This window comes from Serratia sp. TSA_198.1 (assembly GCF_052686505.1).
The window spans coordinates 284,500-307,845 of record NZ_JBQZFP010000004.1; the positions used below are offsets into that span (position 1 = coordinate 284,500).

At 53.9% G+C, this 23,346-nt stretch carries 26 protein-coding genes; 24 read left to right on the top strand and 2 right to left on the bottom strand.

The window, feature by feature from the left end; all coding sequences use genetic code 11:
• Positions 1-2: 2 nt before the first annotated feature.
• The 9 genes from ACUTSW_RS18480 to ACUTSW_RS18520 all read left to right on the top strand — a co-directional run bounded on the left by ACUTSW_RS18480 (position 3) and on the right by ACUTSW_RS18520 (position 8,783).
• A complete protein-coding gene (locus ACUTSW_RS18480; RefSeq protein WP_012004772.1) occupies positions 3-632 on the top strand; it encodes a DUF2857 domain-containing protein in 630 nt (209 codons plus the stop codon).
• Entirely contained in the window at positions 629-892 is a 264-nt protein-coding gene (locus ACUTSW_RS18485; protein WP_012004773.1) for a ParE family toxin-like protein, read from the top strand. The genes ACUTSW_RS18480 and ACUTSW_RS18485 overlap by 4 nt, the downstream gene beginning before the upstream one ends.
• A gap of 114 nt (positions 893-1,006) precedes the next feature.
• Complete coding sequence (locus ACUTSW_RS18490) at positions 1,007-2,278, top strand: STY4528 family pathogenicity island replication protein (RefSeq protein ID WP_445585049.1); 1,272 nt, start codon at positions 1,007-1,009, stop codon at positions 2,276-2,278.
• Between the two features lie 187 nt (positions 2,279-2,465).
• Positions 2,466-3,209: a PFL_4669 family integrating conjugative element protein gene (locus tag ACUTSW_RS18495; RefSeq protein WP_012004775.1), complete on the top strand. Its 744-nt coding sequence runs from the start codon at positions 2,466-2,468 to the stop codon at positions 3,207-3,209.
• Positions 3,206-3,781, top strand: a complete 576-nt coding sequence (locus ACUTSW_RS18500; protein ID WP_445585050.1) for a hypothetical protein — start codon at positions 3,206-3,208, stop codon at positions 3,779-3,781. Before ACUTSW_RS18495 ends, ACUTSW_RS18500 begins: the two co-directional genes overlap by 4 nt.
• A 14-nt stretch (positions 3,782-3,795) precedes the next feature.
• Entirely contained in the window at positions 3,796-5,835 is a 2,040-nt protein-coding gene (locus ACUTSW_RS18505) for a DNA topoisomerase III (protein ID WP_445585051.1), read from the top strand.
• A 669-nt stretch (positions 5,836-6,504) separates the two neighbouring features.
• Positions 6,505-6,972: an STY4534 family ICE replication protein gene (locus ACUTSW_RS18510; protein WP_012004778.1), complete on the top strand. Its 468-nt coding sequence runs from the start codon at positions 6,505-6,507 to the stop codon at positions 6,970-6,972.
• 71 nt (positions 6,973-7,043) lie between these two features.
• Entirely contained in the window at positions 7,044-7,544 is a 501-nt protein-coding gene (locus ACUTSW_RS18515) for a single-stranded DNA-binding protein (RefSeq protein WP_260629202.1), read from the top strand.
• A 285-nt stretch (positions 7,545-7,829) separates the two neighbouring features.
• Positions 7,830-8,783 (top strand): hypothetical protein, encoded by a 954-nt coding sequence (locus ACUTSW_RS18520; RefSeq protein WP_260629201.1) that lies wholly within the window; start codon positions 7,830-7,832, stop codon positions 8,781-8,783.
• Between the two features lie 61 nt (positions 8,784-8,844).
• On the opposite strand, the gene ACUTSW_RS18525 is transcribed toward ACUTSW_RS18520, so the two are convergent.
• Positions 8,845-10,854, bottom strand: coding sequence for an AAA family ATPase (locus tag ACUTSW_RS18525; protein ID WP_445585052.1), 2,010 nt, complete (start codon positions 10,852-10,854; stop codon positions 8,845-8,847).
• Between the two features lie 587 nt (positions 10,855-11,441).
• On the opposite strand from ACUTSW_RS18525, the gene pilL2 reads away from it, so the two are divergent.
• Genes pilL2 through ACUTSW_RS18565 form a run of 8 tightly spaced genes read left to right on the top strand, consistent with a single transcriptional unit; the run spans position 11,442 to position 18,155 of the window.
• Entirely contained in the window at positions 11,442-12,059 is a 618-nt protein-coding gene (gene pilL2, locus ACUTSW_RS18530) for a PFGI-1 class ICE element type IV pilus protein PilL2 (RefSeq protein WP_260629199.1), read from the top strand.
• The gene (locus tag ACUTSW_RS18535; RefSeq protein WP_260629198.1) at positions 12,056-12,799 is read left to right on the top strand and encodes a hypothetical protein; all 744 of its coding nucleotides are present in this window, start codon (positions 12,056-12,058) and stop codon (positions 12,797-12,799) included. The genes pilL2 and ACUTSW_RS18535 overlap by 4 nt, the downstream gene beginning before the upstream one ends.
• A 10-nt stretch (positions 12,800-12,809) precedes the next feature.
• The gene (locus tag ACUTSW_RS18540) at positions 12,810-13,520 is read left to right on the top strand and encodes a TIGR03759 family integrating conjugative element protein (protein ID WP_445585053.1); all 711 of its coding nucleotides are present in this window, start codon (positions 12,810-12,812) and stop codon (positions 13,518-13,520) included.
• The gene (locus ACUTSW_RS18545) at positions 13,499-14,185 is read left to right on the top strand and encodes a transglycosylase SLT domain-containing protein (protein ID WP_260629196.1); all 687 of its coding nucleotides are present in this window, start codon (positions 13,499-13,501) and stop codon (positions 14,183-14,185) included. The genes ACUTSW_RS18540 and ACUTSW_RS18545 overlap by 22 nt, the downstream gene beginning before the upstream one ends.
• Positions 14,186-14,187: 2 nt before the next feature.
• Complete coding sequence (locus tag ACUTSW_RS18550; RefSeq protein ID WP_445585054.1) at positions 14,188-14,712, top strand: integrating conjugative element protein; 525 nt, start codon at positions 14,188-14,190, stop codon at positions 14,710-14,712.
• Positions 14,709-15,305 carry a restriction endonuclease gene (locus ACUTSW_RS18555; RefSeq protein WP_260629194.1) on the top strand — a complete coding sequence of 199 codons (597 nt, stop codon included), beginning with the start codon at positions 14,709-14,711 and terminating at the stop codon, positions 15,303-15,305. The genes ACUTSW_RS18550 and ACUTSW_RS18555 overlap by 4 nt, the downstream gene beginning before the upstream one ends.
• Entirely contained in the window at positions 15,302-17,416 is a 2,115-nt protein-coding gene (traD, locus tag ACUTSW_RS18560; protein ID WP_260629193.1) for a type IV conjugative transfer system coupling protein TraD, read from the top strand. The genes ACUTSW_RS18555 and traD overlap by 4 nt, the downstream gene beginning before the upstream one ends.
• Positions 17,397-18,155 carry a TIGR03747 family integrating conjugative element membrane protein gene (locus tag ACUTSW_RS18565; protein WP_260629192.1) on the top strand — a complete coding sequence of 253 codons (759 nt, stop codon included), beginning with the start codon at positions 17,397-17,399 and terminating at the stop codon, positions 18,153-18,155. Before traD ends, ACUTSW_RS18565 begins: the two co-directional genes overlap by 20 nt.
• 94 nt (positions 18,156-18,249) lie before the next feature.
• Here the strand turns inward: ACUTSW_RS18565 and ACUTSW_RS18570 are convergent, their stop codons facing one another.
• Positions 18,250-18,711, bottom strand: coding sequence for a hypothetical protein (locus tag ACUTSW_RS18570; protein ID WP_445585055.1), 462 nt, complete (start codon positions 18,709-18,711; stop codon positions 18,250-18,252).
• Positions 18,712-18,883: 172 nt separating this feature from the next.
• Here ACUTSW_RS18570 and ACUTSW_RS18575 point away from each other — a divergent pair, with 172 nt between their 5' ends.
• Genes ACUTSW_RS18575 through ACUTSW_RS18605 form a run of 7 tightly spaced genes read left to right on the top strand, consistent with a single transcriptional unit; the run spans position 18,884 to position 23,321 of the window.
• The gene (locus ACUTSW_RS18575; RefSeq protein WP_260629190.1) at positions 18,884-19,216 is read left to right on the top strand and encodes an integrative conjugative element protein, RAQPRD family; all 333 of its coding nucleotides are present in this window, start codon (positions 18,884-18,886) and stop codon (positions 19,214-19,216) included.
• Positions 19,216-19,458, top strand: a complete 243-nt coding sequence (locus tag ACUTSW_RS18580; RefSeq protein WP_212556649.1) for a TIGR03758 family integrating conjugative element protein — start codon at positions 19,216-19,218, stop codon at positions 19,456-19,458. The genes ACUTSW_RS18575 and ACUTSW_RS18580 overlap by 1 nt, the downstream gene beginning before the upstream one ends.
• A gap of 55 nt (positions 19,459-19,513) precedes the next feature.
• Positions 19,514-19,879: a TIGR03745 family integrating conjugative element membrane protein gene (locus ACUTSW_RS18585; RefSeq protein WP_260629189.1), complete on the top strand. Its 366-nt coding sequence runs from the start codon at positions 19,514-19,516 to the stop codon at positions 19,877-19,879.
• Between the two features lie 11 nt (positions 19,880-19,890).
• Positions 19,891-20,256 carry a TIGR03750 family conjugal transfer protein gene (locus ACUTSW_RS18590; protein ID WP_260629188.1) on the top strand — a complete coding sequence of 122 codons (366 nt, stop codon included), beginning with the start codon at positions 19,891-19,893 and terminating at the stop codon, positions 20,254-20,256.
• Positions 20,253-20,924 carry a PFL_4703 family integrating conjugative element protein gene (locus ACUTSW_RS18595; protein ID WP_260629187.1) on the top strand — a complete coding sequence of 224 codons (672 nt, stop codon included), beginning with the start codon at positions 20,253-20,255 and terminating at the stop codon, positions 20,922-20,924. Before ACUTSW_RS18590 ends, ACUTSW_RS18595 begins: the two co-directional genes overlap by 4 nt.
• Entirely contained in the window at positions 20,921-21,832 is a 912-nt protein-coding gene (locus tag ACUTSW_RS18600) for a TIGR03749 family integrating conjugative element protein (protein WP_290016654.1), read from the top strand. The genes ACUTSW_RS18595 and ACUTSW_RS18600 overlap by 4 nt, the downstream gene beginning before the upstream one ends.
• Positions 21,825-23,321 carry a TIGR03752 family integrating conjugative element protein gene (locus ACUTSW_RS18605; protein ID WP_260629185.1) on the top strand — a complete coding sequence of 499 codons (1,497 nt, stop codon included), beginning with the start codon at positions 21,825-21,827 and terminating at the stop codon, positions 23,319-23,321. Before ACUTSW_RS18600 ends, ACUTSW_RS18605 begins: the two co-directional genes overlap by 8 nt.
• Positions 23,322-23,346 lie beyond the last annotated feature (25 nt).

A 23,346-nucleotide genomic window follows, 5' to 3' on the forward strand; every position in this document is an offset into this window, starting at 1 on the left:
CAATGAGTAATAGCTTATCGCAGGCAACGAACAGCCTGCTCACGCAGTTGGTGATGGAGTTGAAATCAGGCTATATCCGCCGTTGTGAGTCCCTGGGGCTGACAACGGAAGAGATGCAGCTGCTGCATGGTTTGACCATTGAAGATCTGCATTACCTGATGAACAGCTCCGTATCGGTGCTGACCTTCCAAATCCATCACGAGAATTTCTCATTGATGTTGCAACACGCGCGCCGCGAGCAGCAGCGTATGCAGCGGATTGACCGTGCACTGGCGTTAGGGGGCTCTATCGAAATGATGCAGCACTACTTTGGCCTCTCCACCGTTGAAGTCGCTGCTCGCCGGCGCATGACCGGTATCAATATTCGGCAGGGGCGGTGTGCGGCGCTCAGCGACGACGAGAATGCGGCATTGTGGCGTCAGTGGCAAAAAGCGGACGTCGATGACGCCTCCAGTGCGGATGGACTGGACGTCATGATGCTGGCCGCCGAGCAGATGGATGTTTCTCTGACAGCTGTCTGGCATGCCGTTCGCAGCTTTGATGCCCCTCAGACTGCTACTGCCAGAAAAGCCATTCAGGCCGTGCGTACGCCACGCGGTACGCCGGGAGGAAATGCAAGGAGGCTGGCATGAAGCCGGTGATATTAATGCCGGGGTTGCAGGTCCCTCGTTCGGCGCCGCCGTCCTGTCAAAAAAAGGCGAAGGAGCAGGTCAGGCGCTTCCGCAGCGGGGAGCGTAACTACAAGCAGCTTCATGTCAAAGGCAAGCACGCCCCCGGGCGTGCCTGGATGAAGATTGATATCGGGACCAGCTGGCGACTGCTCAGCCGAAACAGTGGTGATGACTGGGAGTTGTTGACCCACGAGCGCTACAACAACGAACTGTGGAAGTGATGACATTCACCCTGTGCCTGGTTGTCGGGTACAGGCCTGAGTGCCGTTAGGCCAACAACCGCTTGACGCCTTCGCCCTGTGGGCGAGGGCAGCGTAAAAGGATGCGCAAAATCGATGAGCATAAAAACACCTGATGATAGCCTGATCACCTTTACGCTCGAACAAATGAATGCCCGCCTGGCGGAACGAATAGGTGCCGAAAAGCACGCGGGGGCTCCCGATGTCACGAATCTGCGCAGCGGTCTCTTGTTCATGGGGAATGTGCATGATTCCATCCCCCGCCGGTTGCTCCTGGACACCCGTTTGTCACCGCTGGATAAAACCGCGTGGATAATGATCCGTCTGTACGCGCAACAGAACCAGGGCGCCGTGTTCCCTACCTATGACGAACTGCAGCTGCAGCTCGCCTCGCCGTTTAACGGTAAGGCGTCCCGCGAGACTGTCAGCCGCGTGCTGCTGATGTTACGCCTGACCGGCTGGCTCAGTTTGTGCCGACGTGTGCGTGGCGACAAGGGGCGGGTGAAGGGCAATATCTATGCCCAACACGATGAGCCGCTCTCGGCTCGTGATGCGGAGACATTGGATCCGACCTGGCTGGATACGGTCGCCATGGGCTGCGCGCATAAAAACCGCACCGTCAGCCAGACGGCCTGGTCAGTACTGTCCGATATTCAAAATGACCCGACAATGCGTCATCAGCATTCCCAGATGGCGGCAATTGCTGAACGACTGGGCTCACCACAAACCCCGCAACAGATGGCCGCCAGAGTGTCTCAATGGCAGGACAATTCCCCGAGTTCGGACGTCGAACTCAGGAAAAAATCCCCGAATTCGGATGCCGAACTCAGTAGATATACCCCCGGTTCGGATACCGAACTCAGTGTGAAACAGGGGAGCAAAACACCGAGTTCGTTTTCCGAACTCATTCTGGAATCAGCCACTTACGGTGCATCAACTCAACCGAACTGTAACGTACGTTCTTTCACACAGAGTGTGAATAAAACAACGTACGTACCTGAGTTACCGTCCGAACTACAGTCCAGCATGGCAGCGGATGATCTGCGTCAGATAGGTGTCCAGCTTAAGGCTTTGCCTGCAGAGACTGCTCGCCAGGTGCTGGAGAGTCTTGAGCAGACGATGGCTAGAGGCAACCTGAATAATCCCACCGGCTGGCTTTTGGCGGTAATTAAGCGCGCCCGGAACGGTGAGCTGTATGCGAGTGCCAAATCCCCAGAGCCTGCCAGGCCTGTTCCGGCACACCAAATACCTTGCTCTATGGCACCGGCAAAACCAACAGGCCCAGTCCGCGAACAGCTGGCGTCGCGGGACCATGTAAGTGATGTCGTGGCCAAATTGCGTCAGAAAATGATGCGAGCAACAAAATGAGTCGTGAGTGCAGATAGTCAATATTGTTCAAAAATAGACCACTGCTGCCACTGGCAGCAGTGGTTGAAAAGTGAACGTTGTTGTCTTTTGAGTTTTTGTTCGTCGCGCAAAAAGAGTTTTGGATTGTTGTCAAGACAGGCTGGCGCAACTATTTCAAGCCACACATAATCCCAAAAGGATGCTTCAAATGGTTGATTCATCAGGCAGTAAAGAAAATAAGCCCTCTCCAGCCCGCGCAGGTGCTCTCAAATCGACGTTAACCGTTCAGTTACATACCCAATATGCCATTTTGTTGTGGGAAGGGCGCCAGCGAGAGAAAGAGTCAAATAAACCACAAATAGTCAGCATGCCTCAGGTCATCGCCCGCGCAGGGAAAATTAATGCAGATTCAAATACTGACAATCCTTATGCCGATAGCGCGATGTTGTCATTGGAGCAGGCTATTGAGCGTGGCACTGCGCGATTGCAGAGCGCAGTAGCAGGACTTGATGCCGTTTTATCCAGCTTGCCAGGCCAGGTTTCGATGTCAGAAGTCTCATCAGTATCTCCGCTGAATATCGGTGTATTTAGCCGAACCCCGCTCGGGTATCGCTGTGTCTGGTTACTCGTTGGCTTTGATCAACTGGCGATGAAAGCGTTCCAGGCATGGCACTACGGGCTGATCTCCCGTCAAAAGCGGGATGACTTACTGAGTCAGGGAGGGCATTGGGTGCGTCAGGTTTATGGGGTGGTACAACAGTATCGATCTGTAGCCGTTACGCGTGATGATATTCGCCTTCAAACTCAGGTTGGTATTGATGCGGTAAAACGTCTGGGTGAACCTGACGCAGACATTATGTCGGGCAAGTCACGTTCCGCTTTTTCGCCGCCACTGAATAAAACCTCTGTGTTAACGCCCTCCATTTCTTCAAAAAAAGGAGCCAAAGCATGAACATGAATCGACAGGTAAAGTCTGTTTTGATGCCTGGCGTACTCTGCACCGCGTTATTGTTAACGGGGTGTGCAGGCACTGAACTGGGTGAATGGAACCAAAAAATCAGTGACGCTGCACATTCGTTGGCAAGCGGGGGCCGCGGTGGCTCCAGCGAAGGTAGCATGCCCTGGATGACTCGAGCCGGTATTTCCGGGGGCCGGCAGGATGTGCGTCATACGTATACGCTCTCGGTGGATGTTGATACCGCGGCGGCGCGGCTGAAAAGCCATTATCAGTTTATCTCCTCCGAAGAGCTGGAAAGTCTGCGTCAGCGTGATCAGCACGGCGACTGGAGCGCGAGCTCCATTGATGAAGCTCGCCCAGTCTGGTCAGCAAACCGGGGCAGTTATTACAAGATGGGGCAGGAATGGAAAGGCAATGATCGCCTCGAGCTCGAAGTGGTCAAGTCCGGCACCGGCAGTCGCCTGAAAGTGACGTACAGCTCACCGGATGCATCGCACTTGACCGATGCTTACCTCGACCGTTTGATGACGCAGTTGCAGCAGGTCGCTAAAGGTCAGCTGGGCTGACGGGAGGTTATCTGATGCAACTCTACCTGTGCGAAAAACCCAGTCAGGGTAAAGATATCGGCGCCATTCTCGGGGCGACGCAGCGAAAACAGGGTTACCTGGCGGGCGCTGGCGTGATAGTCACCTGGGCTATCGGGCATCTGCTGGAACAGGCCCAGCCGGAGACCTACGGTGAGCAGTTCGGCAGTCCCTGGCGGGAGTCCGTTCTTCCTATTGTCCCTACCCAGTGGAAAATGGCGGTAAAAAAAGACACTGCCGACCAGTTCGCTGTTATCCGCGGGTTGCTCAAACAGGTTGATTCTGTGGTGATTGCGACCGATGCGGATCGCGAGGGGGAAGTGATCGCGCGGGAGTTACTGGAGCATTGCCACTTTACCGGCCCGGTCCAGCGGCTCTGGTTGTCAGCGCTGGATGAGGCCAGTATTCGGCATGCCCTGGCGAACAAGCTCCCTGGCGAAAAGACTGCGCCCCTGTATGAAGCTGGCCTGGCGCGATCCCGAGCGGACTGGATGACGGGGATGAATTTAACCCGACTTTATACGCTTAAAGCCCGCGAGCAAGGATACGGCGAGGTCTTATCGATCGGGCGGGTGCAGACCCCCACTCTGGCGTTGGTGGTGAACCGTGACCGCGACATTGCCAACTTCATCTCCAAACCGTACTGGCAAGTCAGGGGCACGCTGCAGAAAGGCGGGATCGCCTTCCCGGCAAACTGGGTACCTGCGGCCAACTACTGTGATGAAGAGAAGCGCTGTATTCAACAGAATGTGGCGCAGGCCGTTGTGCAGCTGTGTCAGCAAACGGCTAATGCTGTTGTGCTTGAGGTGGGGACCGAACGCAAGAAAGAGTCCGCGCCATTGGCATTTGACCTGGGCACCCTGCAGCTGGCTTGCTCACGTAAGTGGGGGATGAGCGCCAACCAGGTCTTGAGTATCGCGCAGTCACTGTATGAGACGCACAAGGCCACCACGTATCCCCGGACGGATTGCGGCTATCTGCCGACATCAATGCGGGAAGAGGTTGCCAATGTGCTGAGCGCTGTTACCCTCACGGACCCGACGCAGAGCGAAAGCGTGGCCAGGCTCGACAGGGCATTCGTATCTCGTATCTGGAACGACAAAAAAATTACGGCGCACCACGGGATTATCCCAACCAAACAGCCGTTCGACCTGAGCAAGCTGTCTACTGACGAGCTCAAGGTCTATCAACTGATCCGTCAGCATTACCTGGCACAGTTCCTGCCGTTACATGAAGTGGATGTCACGGAAGCGACCTTCAATATCGGCGGGCAACTGTTCCGCGTTCGCGGCAAGGTCGAGGCCGTGGCCGGGTGGAAAGTGTTGTTCCAGCATGACGCGAGCGAGGCGAAAGAGGAACCGGCTGACACGGATGATGTCCGGCTTCCTGCCCTGGTAAAAGGTGAAACCGTCTCGGTTGCCGGCGCTGAGCTTAAAACGCTGCAGACGAAGCCTCCGGGACATTTCACCGACGGGACACTGATCGCCGCCATGAAAAATGCAGCGGCGTTCGTCAGTGACCCGCAATTGAAGAAGGTGCTGAAAGAGAACGCAGGGCTGGGTACTGAAGCGACGCGCGCCGGTATCCTGGAGACGCTGTTTAAACGCGGGTACCTGGAGAAGAAGGGCAAATACCTACTCTCCACACCGATCGCCAGCGAACTGATTGATGCGTTACCGACTGCGCTGACCAACCCCGGGATGACGGCGCTGTGGGAGCAGGCGCTGGACGAGATTGCCCAGGGCCAGATGACACTCGATACGTTCATGAGCCGCCAGGCACAGTGGACAGGGCATCTGGTGGAGAAAGGGAAGACGCAGGCTGTGAAGTTTACCGCCCCACCTTCACCGCCGTGCCCGACATGCAGTGGGTCGATGCGCCGGCGTGCTGGCAAGAAAGGCGGTGGTGCTTTCTGGGGCTGCAGTAATTATCCCACTTGCCAGGGTGTCATTAACATCGATGCAAAAGGTGGGCGCAAGGCTAAGCGCTATAAAGCGAAATCACCGACTAAAAATAAAGCAACAGGATCGGAGTAAGAGATTGTCTGATGTACATAGCGGAAAGTTTTGCTAAGGTGAGCTAGCTTTGATGCAGGGTACCCCGTAACTGCGGTGGTGGGAAAATTCTTCCATGGTTTTTTTCTGCTTCAGTTCGGTCAGCGGCCTCCACACTCAGGTTGGCTGTCAAGACGTATGCAACTCCGTGAAAAAAACGTCGGGAGACTAGGTTCCTCCCCGGAGTTAGGCAGAATTTACTGAAGGCTAAGGTACCGGCCGTGCGGCGTTGATTTTCGGATCAACGCCGTTTTTATTTTATGGATCTCAAAACGGAACATTACGGTTGACACTCTCGGTGCTTGCATTAAAAATGAACAGGCTTACTCGTTGTCTTCGGACAACCAGCCAATGCTTCAGCACTCTGTGAGAAGCGCCTTCGGGTGAGTGCCAGTCAAAGTTTCAGCGGTCTGTGAGAAACGCCTTCGGGTGACTGCCAATAGCCTCGTAGCCTGAAAGAGGAAGCCCATGTGGCGGTAACTCCGTTTAGCCTTTGAGAACGGGGATCACTTAACGGTGATGAAGGTCCATTTCACAATCAAGACAGTCTGCACTGACGTACGACTTTGCAGACTCCCGACGGGAAACACTTTTCCCGTCAGGGAAGGTGTATTTCTCCGTCACCGAATCTATACGCCTGGAGAAAACATCATGTCTAGCCAAACTCAACAAGCATCCACCAAAACTGAATACTTCAACCTGACCATCAAGGGCATGGGGTACCTCAGCAACATTCGTCAAGTCAATGGCCCGAATGGCACCTTTATCAGCTGTGTCGTCAATGGACTCTCAGGTCCTACCGATAACGCCAGTTACACGCGTTTCGATGTGACGGTCGCCGGTAAAGAAGCCAGCAGTCTGATCAACCGCTGTCAAAAGTCGGTTGATGAAGACAAGAAGGTCCTGATTGGTTTTGTGCTCAGCAATCTCAAACCGGACATCTTCACGCTCAACAGCGGCGAACATGCCGGTGAACAGCGCGTCAGCCTCAAAGCCCGCCTTATCAAGGTCGATTGGATCAAGATCGGTCAGGAGAAGGTATTTCAGGCCGAGAAATCCGACTCTACGCCGCCTCAGCAAGGTTCCGCACAGCAGCAATACGCGGAAAACTCTTTCTGATAACGCCCTCTACGCCTCGATTTATCGGGGCGTTTTCCCATTCTAATTCTATTCCCTATGAGGATTCGATCATGGCGTCTCGCGGCGTAAACAAAGTCATACTTGTCGGTCATCTCGGCCAAGATCCGGAAGTCCGTTACATGCCAAATGGTGGTGCTGTTGCTAACATTACCCTGGCGACCTCAGAGAGCTGGCGCGATAAGGCGACCGGTGAGCAGAAAGAAAAAACCGAATGGCACCGTGTCGTGCTGTTCGGCAAGCTTGCCGAAATTGCCGGTGAGTATTTGCGTAAAGGCTCGCAGGTTTACATTGAAGGCACCCTGCAAACACGCAAATGGACCGATCAGGCCGGTGTCGAAAAATACACCACTGAAATCGTCGTCAACATAGGCGGTACTCTGCAGATGTTGGGAGGGCGTTCACAACCAACCAACGCTGGACAACCTGGGCAAGGCAGTTGGGGGAAACCTCAGCAACCCTCGCACAGCGGTACGCCGGCTCAGCAATCCCAGCCATCTCAATCGGGTGGGAATGCAGCACCGATGGATTTTGACGATGACATACCGTTCTGAAATGGAATTGAGAACTTTTTATAATGTTTTGACCTGTAAGCCTCCGATTTATCGGAGGTTTTTTACTTTACTACAGTGGGTTTCTGTTTTTTGAACTACGGTGATTCAATCACATAACTATAATGTTAATTACAAGGTTTTTTGGGAAAGAGTTCGACATTCTATACTTATTGATGATAATGTCGTTGACACTGGTTTTATTAAATACTCCTAGTGGTTCAGACTTTAGTAATCGGCCTATAGCATTTCACTCTTTTAGGTTAAAAACCAACTCGGTACTAGAAATTGAAAAATAGATTATATGTCATAATTGCCTTCCTAGTGGTTATTCTTGTTTATTTTATTTATTTGCTTTCCATTTTATATGTCAATGGTTCTCCAGCCGGTTATCCAGAATATGGAACACTTGGTGATGCTTTTGGGACACTTAACTCACTGTTTTCTGGGCTTGGGTTTGCTGGTATTGTCGTTACGCTCATTGTGCAGCAGAAACAAATAATTGAGCAAGAAAAGGAGAATTCTGAACAGCATCGACGTTACCAAATAGATAATTATGAGAAAACCATTTACCAAATTCTGGAACTTTATAAAGCGGTTCTAGAAGAGGTTATGCTTGCCACCGAAGAAAAAATAATAAATGGAAGGGATGTACTCCAGATTTCGGTAAAAAGTATTCAGTATATAATACGTCGGGAGTCGACTAGTTTTTACCCGGAAGAAATCAGAGAAAGGATCGCGAAAGGTAATCTTCGCGCTGAGCAGAATGAGCTCATGCAGTTTATCCAGTATGAACATCATAAAATTATAAAAAACAATCTGGTTTGGCAGGGGAGACTAATCCAAACGGCAGAAGTTCTTTTCAACCATCTGGAGACAAACTGTCCTCAAGGTTATGATATTTCATTTTCGAGGCGCATTGTTATGTCTCAACTGACGCATATAGAGTGCCATTATTTCTTCTTTGTTTGCTTGCAAACAAAGAAGAAGCCTGAGATGGCAGTTAATATGTCTCGATCCATTTTTAATAGAGCGAATAGTAAATTTAAAATGATGGATATCCATCGTCATCTTTTTGAAAGTGTTTACGATGTCAACTTGCTTGAAGGAGTGGTTAGTGACGCCCCATATATTAATCGTATGCTTGTGAGGTTATTCAACAAGCGTGGTAAAGAATTGCGTGCGAAATACAGGATTATGATCAATGCCTCTAGAGAAAATAAAAGTGACAAGGTAGATTAGAATGAGCTCGCCTGAACGTATACCGAGAAGCGAGCTCGTCGTAATAGAGATAGACACTCCTCTATTTTAGAACGTTATTAATTGTAGCTATCAGAGCGGCGATCCCAGCTTGTTCATTCTCCTGTAAGTTTTCCAGCCCGTGCTCTCGCGACCAACGGAGGAAAGCTTTTGCAAGTACATATTTAGAAAATGAATTACCGACCTTCTTTTTGAAAAGGTCAATCACGGGTTTATCCGGTTTCGATGCGTTTTCTTCAACTATATCCCAATTGAGTGTTGAACGAGCAAGATGAACCAAAGTGTGGCGGACTAAGTCTTCAATTTCTGCTTTTGCAACGCTGGGTGTAATGTAATCTGCTGTCCTCAGAATCTTTTTCACTCCAAGCCGATGGACCAATATTTCTTGATTGGCAGCCTGATCGCCCGCATTATCGGAGTCAAGCAGTGCAGCTACTTTTAGATTATGGGCTGAAAGTATTGTAGCGAAATAAATAATTTTACTGGCCGAGTTAGCAGGGATTAGCGCAATTTTGTCGCTAATTCCTTCTTTACCTGAGGCTTTCATCAGTTCTGAGCAAGCTTCAAGATACCAGTAGTCGGTGAGCCCTTCTAATATCATATTACGCTGATTTGAAAATAGGCTTTGTGCCAGATCATATCCTAGTGCTTCTTGCAGCGGTAGCATTGCTGCCGCATCACCAGATGTTACCGTAGTCAGTACCTTCGTTCCGGTACGCCGCTCCGTCAGCTCTACTACTCTCACAAGATCCAGTTCGTCTGGGCCTACCATAAAAGGAGAGTGCGTGGAATAAATGGTCTGGTTATCATTAGCCAGCAGTGAAATGGTTTTTCTGAATTCACGCTGCTTAAGGGCATGCAGGCTGACTCCTGGCTCGTCAAGTAACAGCACTGTGTTCTGATGCTTACCCTTCGATTCAGCAAAAAAGACGATGAAAAAAGAAACCAGCCATTGGAATCCTTCCGAACGTTGATCGAGTTCAACTTCAACTCCAATATCATCTTCTACCACCACTTTAAGGTACTGGCCATCTGCGGTCAGACGAAGTTTACTGGCCTCACCTTTTTTCTGGTCGGGGTTCCACACTCGTACAATTTGATCGGTTAGCTCCACGCTAGCTGCATTTAGCTGATATTGGCGACGGTCCAATCGATCTCTGAAAGGTTCCATATCGGTTGCAGTGTGGCTGAGCTCAGATGCTTTACCTAATTCAGAGAGTTCAGTTGCTGTGAAGCCCAACAGCTTGAGCAGGCAATTATTGCCATAGTCGTAGAGTTCATCATCAAGAACATTTTCATTAGTTCGTCTTGCAAGATTTCCTAGGTGTATAATCGGTTTTACTCGAAAATAATTACTGTACAGAATGAAAACAGGCACATTACTATTTAGATAATTATAAAATGATTCATACTGGCTTGCATAAATAAGTTCTTGATTAATTTTCTCGAAACGATCCAGTTCTTTTTGATTGTCTTCATCAATGTTTGCATAAATATCGTCAAGCCAGCTTTTTAGCTTATCTCTCACGGAGTAAAGAGATTGGTAATCTTTCCATTCAGTAGTTAATTTCTTAAAACTCTCAGAGTACTTACTGGGGGTTCCTACCTCTGAATCACGATCGAGATGATGAACTAACCGCAAAAGGTCTGGTTTCACTGTACTTATGTTTACGTGCTCCATTCCTTCCACATAATGTGTGGCAATATTGTTCATCTTTCGCGTATAACGATAACTAAGTACCTTCCCTTGATGGCGTTCCGGTGCGTGAGCTAGTTCATCCTTACTAAGGGTGAAGACCCCAGTTACAACCTCAATATCGCTTTCTTTTATCTCCCCCCTGCTTATCTTGGAATAGAGGCTGCGGGGATAATCTCTGAGTGCGTTGAGTTTTTTTACTTCTGGAGGTGGGTTCAGATGCTGTATTGCTTGGAGGACCGCCGTTTTCCCGGCCTCGTTCGGCCCAACAAGAAGAGTTTTCATTTCTTCAATGGTAAACTCTCCGCTATCAATGATGCTTCTGTAATTCTGGATCCTGACTTTACTAAGGCGCATTCTTAAAATCCTTTCTTCAACTGAGTGATAGTCAAATTCGGGCTATTTTGCCCACATTCACTTAAAACGCGTTTTCGCTTTGTCTGAACTGTATGCGGTTCGGTTTTGATTACTGCTATCTATCTATGTTGAATAATCTTCACGCATTCAGTTTGATCAAGAGTAGTTTATCAAGACTCTCAGATTTTCACTATCCGTAGCTCTTAACCTACTCAGGTGATTTTATCCGGAGGTAATGGATATTATGTGAATAATGAGCTTGATCAGCATAGTAACGTTTACAAGAACAACTGAGGGACCCCAAATTCATGAAAGCTTAAGATCTTGCTATACCATGCGCACTGTTGGGAAATTGGGCGTTGTATGTTATGGGCATACAATATCCCGGCTTGGATGGGGTGATGCGAAGCAGAGAGTTAATTGAACACCCTGATTATCCTAATTCTGATCTTCGATATCTGGTCTCAAACACTGATCTTCAGGTTTGCGTTTTTTTTGCTTAGCAATAAAGAGTTGTTAATTGAGAGTCTCGGACGGTAACCGCACAGTGACACCTGTCAATTGTCACTGAACAGGAAACCTTCCGGATGAAAAAAACAATTCTCGTCTCTTCCCTGGCAGCATTCATGCTGACCGGGTGCGTTACTCAACAGCCTCTGCAGCAGCGTGATATTTCCCCTGTTACACCGTCTGTCACCGTCAATCGCAATGTTCAGCCGGTCAGCCCGGATGCCTACGGGCAGGTGCCGGAGGTAGTGCGCTACGACCGTTATTTATTGGTCAGCACTGACCCGGCGGCCGTTCAGCGTGATCCGCTCTCGCAAATCATCGATATCCGTATTCCGGCGTCAGTAAAACCGACGGTTGCTGATGCGTTGCGCTATGCGCTGCGCCAGTCGGGGTATTCCCTGTGCGCGACCGGACCGGCAAACGGCGTGCTGTACCGCCAGGCGTTGCCGGCGGTGCAGTACCAACTGGGGCCGATGCGTTTGCGTACTGCCCTGCAAGTGTTGGCCGGCCCCGCGTGGCAGCTCGAGGTAGACGACGTGCAACGTGTTGTCTGCCACAGCCTGCGTGACGGGTATCAGCTGCCGGCTACGCAGCTGCCGCCGGGCAAGGTGGTTTCAGCACGTCCGGCTGTGATGGTCATTGTACCTCAAGCTGTTAACGCGGTACCGGCAACTGGCGGGTGGTTGAAAAAATGACCGAGAAGAACGAAGAAATGATCTCGATGACGCTGGCGAAAAAAGGGCTGCTGCGCAGTAAGGCTTTTTGGGGAGTAACTGCCGGCGTTGTTGTCGCCCTGGTTGCTGGCCTCGTTGGTACAGGGGCTATCAACCATGTCGACCAGCGTATTGTCCAGCTTGAGCAGGCACAGAAAGCACTGGCACCGCAGGATGGCATGAACTCTATGGCCGATGTGGTGCAGACGCATGCAAAACTGCTTAAAAGCCTGGCTGAACGCCAGGCCTCGCTCACGCGACAGATTAGGATGCTGACGCTAACCAATGGGTTACCGGAAAAACTTGAGCAGCAGCTGCAGGCTCAACAGGCTGAGTTGAATGCGCTGAAAGACAGCATTGAGTCCATGAAAAAGTCAGCAACTGAAAAGCCTGCACCGACTGTGGCGCCATCAACGTCCGTACCCGCAGCCCCTTCAGCGACAGCCAAAATCACCCCAAAGCACAAACCTACGCCGATTAAATCCTCCCCGCGTAATGCGGTACGCCGTGTGGCGCGTAAAGCGCCATTCGTGCTGACCGGGGTGGAGCAGCGTGGGACGTCGGCCTTTGCTGCCGTGGCGCCGCAGGGATTCAGTGATTTGTCGCAGGTGCGGTTAATCGGTGAAGGGGAGTCAGTCGCCGGCTGGACCCTGGTCAGTGCCGGCTACGGGCAGGCGACGTTTCGTGTGAACGGCCGTCTGCAGACCGTCAGCGCCCAATAAGGAGAGCGCGATGAAACTGAAATACCACATGGTCGCGTTGATGCTACTGAGCCCGTTATCACAGGCGGCGCAGCAGACGGCCATCGAGAACAGCCAGTCTACCCTGAGCCAGCTTCAGCAGAGCCAGGACAACAAGACGGCTGAACAGGGCAAGCAGTGGGGCATCAGTGGGGAAGAGTACCAGCGATACCAGCAGTTGATGGATGGTCCCCGCGGGACCCAATCCCCTGGGCTTGATCCATTAACCGCCCTTGGCATTGAAGCTCAGAGCGACGCCGAACGTAAAAAGTACGCCGAGCAGTGGGTGAAGCAGGAGTTTGTCCGCACGGAGAAAGAGTTCAAGTTCCAGCGTGAGGTGGATGCGGCCTGGCAGCGCCTCGGTGTGTTGCCGGTCAACATGGGGAATGCTGCGGGTATTGCGCATGACACCGGCGGGCGACTGGCGCTGTTCGTGAAAGCGAAGGACTGCGGTCAGTGTGATGCTCGACTGGCGGCGGTGCTGGCAGATAACCGACCGGTCGACATTTACCTGGTCGACAGCAAGGGTAATGACAGCCTGCTGCGTGACTGGGCTCGGGAACATCACATTCCCGTCGACAAGGTGCGCGCACGTCAAATCACGCTGAATCATGACGGTGGCCGCTGGATGACGTTCGGCAACGGCTTGATGCCGGTGGTGCTGCAACAAGGGGAAAACGGATGGACACTCGCCGCGTTCTGACCCAGGGGCTATTTCCCCTGTTTGCATTCCTCACTTCTGTGGGGGTCGGAGCCGTTCATGCTGCTACCCAGCAGGTACCTTCCGGTTATCGGGAGGTGGCGTTGCGTCATGGGGTTCCTCCGGAGTCCCTGTATTCGGTGGCGTTGGCCGAGACATCGATGGCACCGAAAAACATCGTCTCGGTGACCCGCGGCGCCGGTCCGGCCCCGGATGTGGAGCGCCCTTGGCCCTGGACCATCAATGTTGCCGGTAAAGGGTATCGCTATGCCAGCCGACTGCAGGCCTGGGAAGCCTTACAGCGTTTTTTGAAAACACATCCCAGAAAACGTATTGATGTCGGAATTGCCCAGGTCAATCTGGGCTGGAACGGCCATCACTTCACGTCGACCTGGGAGGCGTTTGATCCTTACACCAATCTCAACGCGGCGGCGGCCATCTTGCGGGAGTGCTATGACCGCAACCCCGGTAGCTGGCTGGTTGCCGCCGGGTGTTATCACCATCCTGCCGGCGGAGCGCCCGCTGCCCGGTATAAATCCATCGTGAGCGGCAAGCTGGCACGCCTAAACGGCAAGGCATCCGCCCCGATCCGGATGACCAGCACTATGCCCACGGCGTTACCGGCACAAACGGCGGCGCTGACCTGGATTGAACCACGGAGCCAATAATCATGAAAAAAGTGAATTTTCTGCTGTTCGGCCTGAGTCTGGTGACCACCGCGGCGCTGGCCAACCTGAATGTGATTGCCGATGTCGGTGGTGAAGATGCTTCGCCGTATTTTGAAGGTATCAACCGTCAGGAGGGGGCGCAATCGTCTCCGGCCGTGCCGCCGGCGCCGGCATCTCCTGCTGATACCGAGGCGGCAGTGTTGCCCGTGGCAACGCCAGAGCTGACACCCGGCGATGTGGCTGACAGACCGCTGCAGTTACCCGGCATTGGCGCGCTGTTTATTGTGGGTGATGACGATGCCAGCCGCATCTGGCTAAAGGGGAACGCGGAACAACTCAAATCCCGGCACGCCGCAGGTCTCGTCGTTAACGTCAGTAACCTGCCTGCACTGCAGGCACTGCGTGAGCTGGCACCGGGTGTGCCGATGGCGCCCGCATCCGGCAGTGAACTGGCGCGTCGTCTGCAGTTGGCGCATTACCCGGTGCTGATCACCGATACCGGGTTGTCACAACAGGTTACTCCATGATGTCGGTACAGCACATCGTCATAGTCGCTGCGTTGATGGTGAATCCTGTGCTGACGGCGGTGCTGATTGGGCTGTTTGTTGCTGTCATTGCGGGGTTGAACTGCCGTGGCCGGGAGACGGCCAGCCGTCGCCGCCACCGCCGTTATCAGGCTACAGCTGCACGAGTGTTTGAGCGATTGCCGCAATTGGATGGTGACTCGCATCGCCTAGTCTACCTGCGCAAAATCAATCCCTACGTATTTGAAGAACTGTTGTTGCTGGCCTGTGAACGCCAGGGACATCCGGTCAAACGCAATGACTCATACAGCGGTGATGGCGGCCTGGACGGTCAGGTCATCATTGATGGCAAAAAATACTTCATCCAGGCCAAACGCTATGGCCGAACCATCACCCCCTCACACATCCAAGACTTTGGTGCGCTGCTGCTGAAATCTCGGTGCGAGGGTTTTTTTATTCATACCGGTCGTACTGGCCACCTCAGCCGGGCATTGCTGCAAAACCATACCCACGTTCACCTGGTCAGTGGTCAGCGCCTGCTGGATTTATTGGCCGGTAAACCCTGTTGGTACGAAAAAGGAATCAATCGACCATGAGTAATCGCCACGTGATGGAAGCATTGCTGCGCCCAGCAGTCGAGTTGAATACAGCGATTGTGGCCGGCGCCGCAGCCGCCATTTGTTTTGTTGCCCCCTGGTCAGTGGCATTGGCGCCGTCGGTGAGTTATGTCACTGCCGGCGGGTTTGCGGTGCTGTCTGCGGTAAGGGCACGTCAGGGCCTGCGGGTGATCCGTTACCGCCGTAATCTGCGCCGGCTGCCGCGCTATGTCATGACCAGCGCACAAATACCGGTTAGCCGGCAGCGGCTGTTCCTGGGGCGGGGCTTCCGCTGGCAGCAAAAGCACACCCAGCGTCTGATGGACACCCGTCGTCCAGAGGTTGAGAAGTATGTTCAGCCGCCGCAGCTGTACCAGATGGCGCGGCGCCTGGAGCTTAAAACTGAATACACCCTGCCGTGGTTGTCCCAACTGCTGCGCAAGGATTCCCCACTCAACCCGGTACGGCCGCTGCCGCCAGTGGGTGGCAATCCGGCGATCCACGGCATCGAACCTGACGAGCTCGATGTTTCGATGGCCTTAGGTGAACGTGTTGGCCACAGCCTGGTGTTGGGTACTACGCGTGTTGGCAAAACGCGCCTCGCCGAGTTGCTGATCACTCAGGATATTCGCCGCGGAGACATCACTATTGTATTTGATCCGAAAGGCGATGCAGACTTGCTGCGGCGTGTCTGGGCTGAAGCCCACCGTGCCGGCCGTGGGGATGAGCTGTTCATCTTCCATCTGGGTTGGCCGGATATCTCGGCACGCTATAACGCCGTCGGTCGCTTTGAACGGGTATCGGAAGTCGCCGGCCGTATCTCCGGGCAGTTGAGTGGGGAGGGCAACAGTGCGGCATTCCGCGAGTTTGCCTGGCGATTCGTCAACATCGTCGCGCGTGCCCTGGTCGCATTGGGGCAGCGACCGGACTACACCCTGATCACCCGTTATGTGAACAACATCAGTGAACTGTATGAGACCTACGCGAAAAAGGTGATTGAAACGCGTATGCCGGCACTGCAGCAGCAGATAGATAACAACCTAAAGGTGCTGACGGAGGAGGACGTGCCGCGCAACATGCAGGGACAGCCGAACGCGGTCAAAATATTCGCGGTTGAAATGGCCCTGAGCTCGGAAGCCGGCAAGCAGCTGTATGATCCTATCCTGGATGGACTGCGCTCAGCCGTGCGCTATGACCGCACCTATTTCGATAAAATTGTCGCCTCCTTGCTGCCTCTGCTGGAAAAACTCACCACCGGCAAGACCGCAGAGCTGCTGGCACCGAACTACATGGACATGAACGACCCCCGGCCGATATTTGATTGGGAGCAGGTCATCCGAAAGCAGGGCATTGTCTACGTAGGGCTGGATGCGCTGTCGGACGGTGTGGTCGCCTCTGCCGTCGGTAACAGCATGTTTGCTGATCTGGTGTCAGTGGCTGGCCATATCTATAAACACGGCATGCATGGCGGGTTGCCGACCCGTGCCGACGGCAAACTGCCGATCAACCTGCACTGCGATGAGTTTAACGAACTGATGGGGGACGAATTTATTCCTCTCATCAACAAAGGCGGTGGCGCCGGCATGCAGGTGACGGCTTACACGCAAACCGAGTCGGACATCGAGGCTCGCATAGGCAGTACCGCCAAGGCTGCCCAGGTGACGGGTAACTTTAATACCCTGATCATGCTGCGCGTGCGAGAGAACCGGACCGCACAGCTACTGACAACACAGCTCCCGGAGGTCGATGTCTACACCAAAACCCTGGTGTCGGGGCACGCCGATACGGCCGACGTCGAGAAAGGGCAGGACTTCACGTCCAGCACCCAGGATCGCGTTGGTACGGTGAAAACGCCGCTGCTGATGCCGGCGGATGTGATCAACCTACCGAAGGGGCAGGCGTTCGCGTTGCTGGAAGGCGGGCAGTTGTGGAAAATTCGGATGCCCTTACCCAGTGGGGATGGCGATGACGCGTTGATGCCACCTAACCTAGAGAAGATTGCCGAGGAGATGCAGCGCAATTACCGGACCAGTGAATCCTGGTGGTCAGCCAGCACGGTAATGCCTGATGCGGTCATAAAAGGGGGACTGAATGTCACAAGCGGTGAATAATCAGCCTCAGCAGCCCGTACAACCTCGCAAGCATGGGTTGTTTTACAACGTACTGTGGGGCTGGCCATGGATGCTGATCGGGATGTTCTTCGCCTCGTTGTTAGTGAGCCTGGTGATTGAGTATGTCGGGATGGCATTCTTCTGGCCAGAGCTTGGCGCGTCGCACAGTGAAGCGGTGATGCATACCGAAATGGGGTATTTGTCATCGGAGTTTACCCGCAGTCTGATGTTGTCTGAGCCGTCAGTCACTGTCACGCGGTGGATTGGCCAGGCGTATCAGTGGACCTTTGTGGACAGCGGTTTTTTGGACTGGATCCAACGTGCCTATGACTCGCAGGTACACAGCCAGAATGCGGTTGCCCGAGAGCTGAACAGTTGGAGTGGCTGGCTGGCCGCCAGGCTCAAAGAGTACCTGGTGGCGACGGTATATGTCACCGTCATCACCCTGGTGCGAGTGACCATTCTTGTGCTGTCCATCCCGCTGTTTATCCTGGTAGTCCTGGTAGCGCTGACAGAAGGCTTGGGGCGGCGTGATATCCGTCGTTATGGCGCCGGCTATGAAAGCAGCTTTGTTTACCACCATGCAAAGCGGATGGTGAAGCCGGCTATCTATATTCCCTGCATGCTGTATCTCTCCTGGCCAACCGCGGTATACCCGAATCTCCTGCTGTTGCCAGCAGCAATATTGCTGGGGATAGCTGTGACGGTGACGACGGCGAGCTTTAAGAAGTATCTCTGATTTATCCTCGAGCTGGACGACGGCGTACAAAACTGGTTTTTGTGCGCCGCCGTCAGCAGACAAGCCGCGGAGCGGCGCGTCAGAAAAAAGCGATTCAGGATACTATCTTTTTCAAGGTTCTTGGTTCAGAGATGATCCTGTTTTCAGTTTTACCATGGAAAGTGGTCATACCAACCATTGTTTTACTATCGTTTAGAACTGTAAAAACGTAAGTTCCGGTATCAAATCCCACCCCGCGTTTATCTTCGAAAATCAAAGTTACCTGATGGCCATCGATGGAGCCATGGTATTTAAAACTTCTATCCGAACGTTTGCCATCGCGAGTTTTTGTTCGAGAGCTTATACCTGTTATAAGGCGACCATGCTGCGTTAGTTCTATATTACCTACGTTGACGCTTTTCCCATTACGTATTTCGATAATGTCCCATTTTCCTTCAACTCGGATGCCTTTATACAGGCATTTATCTCTAAATGTTGGCCAAGCAAATTTTTTTACCAAAGCTATCAGGCCTGTAGCGATGAGACTAGTAATGATCCCCAAAATAAAATTAAGCATGTTTAAATTTCTTCCTTGGAATATCTAGAACTGTAATAGCAAGACCATAAGTTGTAGCAGTAGTACGTTTAACATATCAAAAATTATCAAAATCCCATAAAGAGTTATCCGCTGACCTGACCCTTTGTATCCCGCACCCTGACAGCACCCTAAATTACCAAGGAGTGCTTGCATGCGTATCCCCGTAGTTACCCGAGGACTGGGCGCCGGCTTTTTGCTGGGGTTGTCATTCCTCATCGCACTGCCTGCCCAGGCTGCTGAAAAAGACGAGCTCGCATCTGCCCAGCGCATGCTGGTTCAGGTGCAGGCAGCGCTTGAACGCGCGCGCGTTGCCGCCGTTCAGGCCGACCCGTCCGAGCGTGGTCGTTTCTTCTTCGACTATGCCCGTGCCACGTCCGATCTGAAAACCATCAATGCCGGTATTGACCGCTACCTCGAACCCTCGCGCGCGCAACCGCGTGATGGCAGCGCGGTGGCCGGCAATTACCGTCGGGAGCGTCCCTGATGGCCATGACCGGTGCACAGGAACAGGCCTTCAATGCGGCCAGCGGTGGGGTTGAAGCCAACATCCTGTCGCTGATCTGCATAGGCGGGTTGCTGGCGACGCTGTTTGTCTGGGCGGCCTGGGCGCTGACCGATATCTGGAAAGGGTGGAGCAACGAAAAGATCCGCAACGCGGCGATGGTGCAGTTTGCCGTCAGGCTCGTGCTGCTGCTGGTTGTTGTCACCTGGATGTTTGCCAGCTGAAGACGCTGTACGGTTTTACATGTTGTTAATTTCACACTGCAAAAAGGAATGTTTTATGAATGCTGTAGTTCGTCTTTTCCGTCATTTCTCTGCGCGTGTCGCGGTGGCGACTTCTCTGGCTTATGCCGCCAGTCAACCGACGCATGCTGCCCTGCCGAGCGTTGAACCTCCGTCTTCCGGCGGTGGAGGTGGCCTGATGGATACGCTGAAAGGCTATCTGCAGGACGGCATTGTGCTGGTCGGCCTGGTGTTGGCCGCGGTGGCATTTATCGTGGTGGCCCAGTCAGCGGTTTCCACATTTCATGAAGTCCGTGAAGGGAAAACCAACTGGGGTAAATTCGGCGCGATTATCGTGGTCGGTATCGTGCTGGTCGTGGCGGTTATCTGGCTGGTCGGCAAGTCCGCTGAAATCCTGTTCTAAGGTCGTTTGCTATGCAGACTATCCGATTTTTGCCTGACCGTCTTAACGCTGAGCCTGTCGTCTTCCGGGGCTTTACCACCCCGGAGATGGGACTGGCGGCGTTGGCCGGTGTGGGACTGGGTCTGCTCGTGTCGTTGCCGTTTTTTCCGCTTGCCGGTTGGGTCGTGATACCCACCGGCATGCTGGTGACCCCTCTCCTCGTTATCTGGTTTGGTGGCAGCCGGCTGACGCGCCTCAAGCGCGGTAAACCGGAGAATTATATCTGGCAGCGCCTCGAGGCGCGTAAACGTCGTATGGGGTGGGGTGACCCCACCCTGATTATCGACAAACAGGGCTGGTCGTTGCGCCGCCGCCGCGTTGTTAAGAGGTCAAAATGAGCCATTTTAGACATGCGGTTAAAAACCGCGACCAGCACATTTTCACATTACGGGTTGCCTGCGGTGTGCTGGTTGTTTTCCTCCTGGTGGCCAGCATCGGCTGGATGCGGGCGCCGGAGAACCTGACTATTCATAACCCCCCCGACCTGCGTAGCGGGTCAACCCGCGCCTGGTGGGAGGTTCCTCCCTCCACGGTTTACAGTTTTGGTTTCTACATTTTCCAGCAGCTCAATGCCTGGCCAAAGAACGGGGAGGTGGATTACCCGGCCAAAATCAACGGCCTGTCGCCGTACCTGACACCATCGTGTGAGCGCTTTCTGAAGACGGACGCCAAAAAGCGCAGCGAAAGCGGCGAGCTCGCCGGCAGGACACGCGTGGTGTTTGAAATCCCGGAACATGGCTACAACGGCCGTTATAACCAGAGCCCGGTGACGGTGAAAGGCCGTGATAACTGGGTGGTGCGCCTTGACTTGGTGGCGGATGAGTCTTTCGCCGGCGAACCCGTGAAGCGCGCACTGACACGCTACCCACTGAAAGTGGTGCGCGCAGAAGGGGATCCGGAACGTAATGAGTTCGGTCTGGCCCTGGATTGTTACGACAGCATGCCACAACGTCTGGCTGCGGCGCCGGCGGAACCCGCACCTGAGAAGAAAGGAGTATTCCAATGATGAGAGCACGTGTTCTGGCGCTTTCCCTGAGTGTGCTTCCCCTGGTGGCAACGTTTACTGTACCGGTTGCCCTGGCGGAGGAACTGATGAAATGGGAGCGTATCCCGTTGCAAATCCCGCTGGCCGTCGGCAAGGAGCGGGTGCTGTTTGCTGATAAAAATGTCCGCGTCGGCTTCCCGCCGGCACTGAACGGCAAGCTGCGGGTGCAAAGCAGCGGCGGCGCGGTTTACCTGAAAGCCGATGCCGCATTCCCGCCAACGCGCCTGCAACTGCAGGACGTCGAAAACGGGGAAGTCATCCTCCTCGATGTGACGGCATCCGATAAAGGTTCCGCCGAGCCGGTGCGTATTGTCTACAGCGGTGATGTGTCGTCGGTCAGCAGCAGTAATGATACCCCGTCTCCATCAAACGGGAGCCCTTCGGCAGCGCCTGGGGCGGATGACGGCACTCAGGCGAAGCGTAAAAAAATCAAATACAACGCGCCGCTGCCGGTGGTGCTGACACGCTACGCGGCACAAAGCCTGTACGGCCCGGTGCGCACGGTTGAAGCGGTGCCGGGCATTCACCCGGTCAACCCGCACCTGCCGAAACGCATCACCACACTGTACCCGTCAGAGCCGGTGGCCATCACGCCGCTGGGCGGCTGGGGTATTGGCAGTCGCAACGTTGTGGCGCTAAAAGTGCAGAACACCGCCAGTCGCAAAATCATCCTGGATCCGCGGGTACTGCAGGGGCAGTTCGTGACGGCCACCTTCCAGCACCGTTATCTGGGGCCGGTGGGTACCCCGGAGGACACCACCACGCTGTACCTGGTCACCGCCGGTCGCCCGGATGGGGCGTTTGTCGCGGAGCCGTCGGTGGTTCGCAAAGCGGTGAAGGCAGCGAAGAAGGGGGCAAACCATGGCTGATGTGAAATCTAACATGTTGCCAAAAGTGATTGTGATCGGCGTGCTGGCTGCGGCCGTGGTTGTTGGGCTGAAAGCCTGCAGCAACAATAAAACGACGGAAAAAACTCAGCAGCCGCATAACGTGCTGGCCAATATGTCTCCGGAGGAGTTGCGCGCCCTGGGCGTTGAAGGGGACACGCCGGAAGACACGTTGCGCACCCTGGTAGGCACCCTGCGTACCACCCGGACCCAACAGGCTGAGCTGCAAAGCAACATCGACAAAGTATTGAAAGAAAACGAAGCGCTGCGCAAACGCAATACCAATGTCTCCGGCCAGGTCAATGAGGCTGTGGCTGGTTTCCAGAAACAGGCACAGCAACGTCAGCAGCAGCTTCAGCAGGAGCAACAAACGCTGATGGGGAAAATCCAGACGCTGACTGATCAATTGGCCGGGAACAAAGACAAGGCGAAGAGCGACAGTGATATCCCGCTCGGTCTGGGGCTGGATGGCATGGGTGCTGGCGAAGGCAGCGCAGCGCCTGGTCAGGACGGGTTGATGTGGGTCGGACCGAAGGACATGAAAGAACCTGATCCGCGCAATCCGAACGGCGCCAAAGACGGCCCACAGTTCCCGACATCGTTCCTGTCTGATAACGCCATCACGCGTCAAAAAGCCAAGTATGAACAGCAGGTAAAAGGGCACACCAACGAAAAAGGCGAGGAAGAAGGCGCTGAGCCGGTGTTTACCCTGCCGGAGAACTCCACGCTGGTTGGTAGCCGCGCGATGACGGCGCTGCTGGGCCGGGTGCCGATCAACGGCACGGTGACCGACCCCTATCCGTTCAAACTGATGATTGGTAAAGATAACCTGACGGCGAACGGCATCGAGCTGCCGGATGTGGAAGGGGCAATTGTCTCCGGGACGGCCAGCGGTGACTGGACGTTGTCGTGCGTGCGTGGCCAGGTCAACAGCATCACCTTTGTGTTTGCGGACGGTACGGTACGCACCTTGCCGCATCCTGACACCAATATGAAGGCAAACAGCAACAACAATAGCGGCAACAGTGGCAAAGACGTCAGCACCACCGCCGGTATCGGCTGGATCTCCGATGACAACGGCATTCCGTGCATCGGTGGGGAGCGTAAATCCAATGCCTCGACCTACCTGCCGACCATTGCCGCGTTGTCGGCCGCCAGCGCCGCCGGCGAAGGTATCAGCCAGGGGCAATACACCACGCAAAACAATGTCAATGGCATCAGCGCCACCATGACCGGCAATGCCGGCCAGGCGGTGCTGGGCAAAGCCCTGTCCGGCGGAATGAAAGAGACCGCCGATTGGGTACGCGAGCGCTACGGCATGATGTTCGACGCCGTCTACGTCCCTCCGGGCCAGAAACTGGCCGTACACATTACCCGCCAACTGGCGATCGATTTTGAGACCAAAGGGCGCAAGGTGCGTTACGACTTTAGCCTGCCAGGCGAAGACGGCAGCACCGGCGGACTGGATTAACGCGTCATTCAGAGGAGAAAGGGCA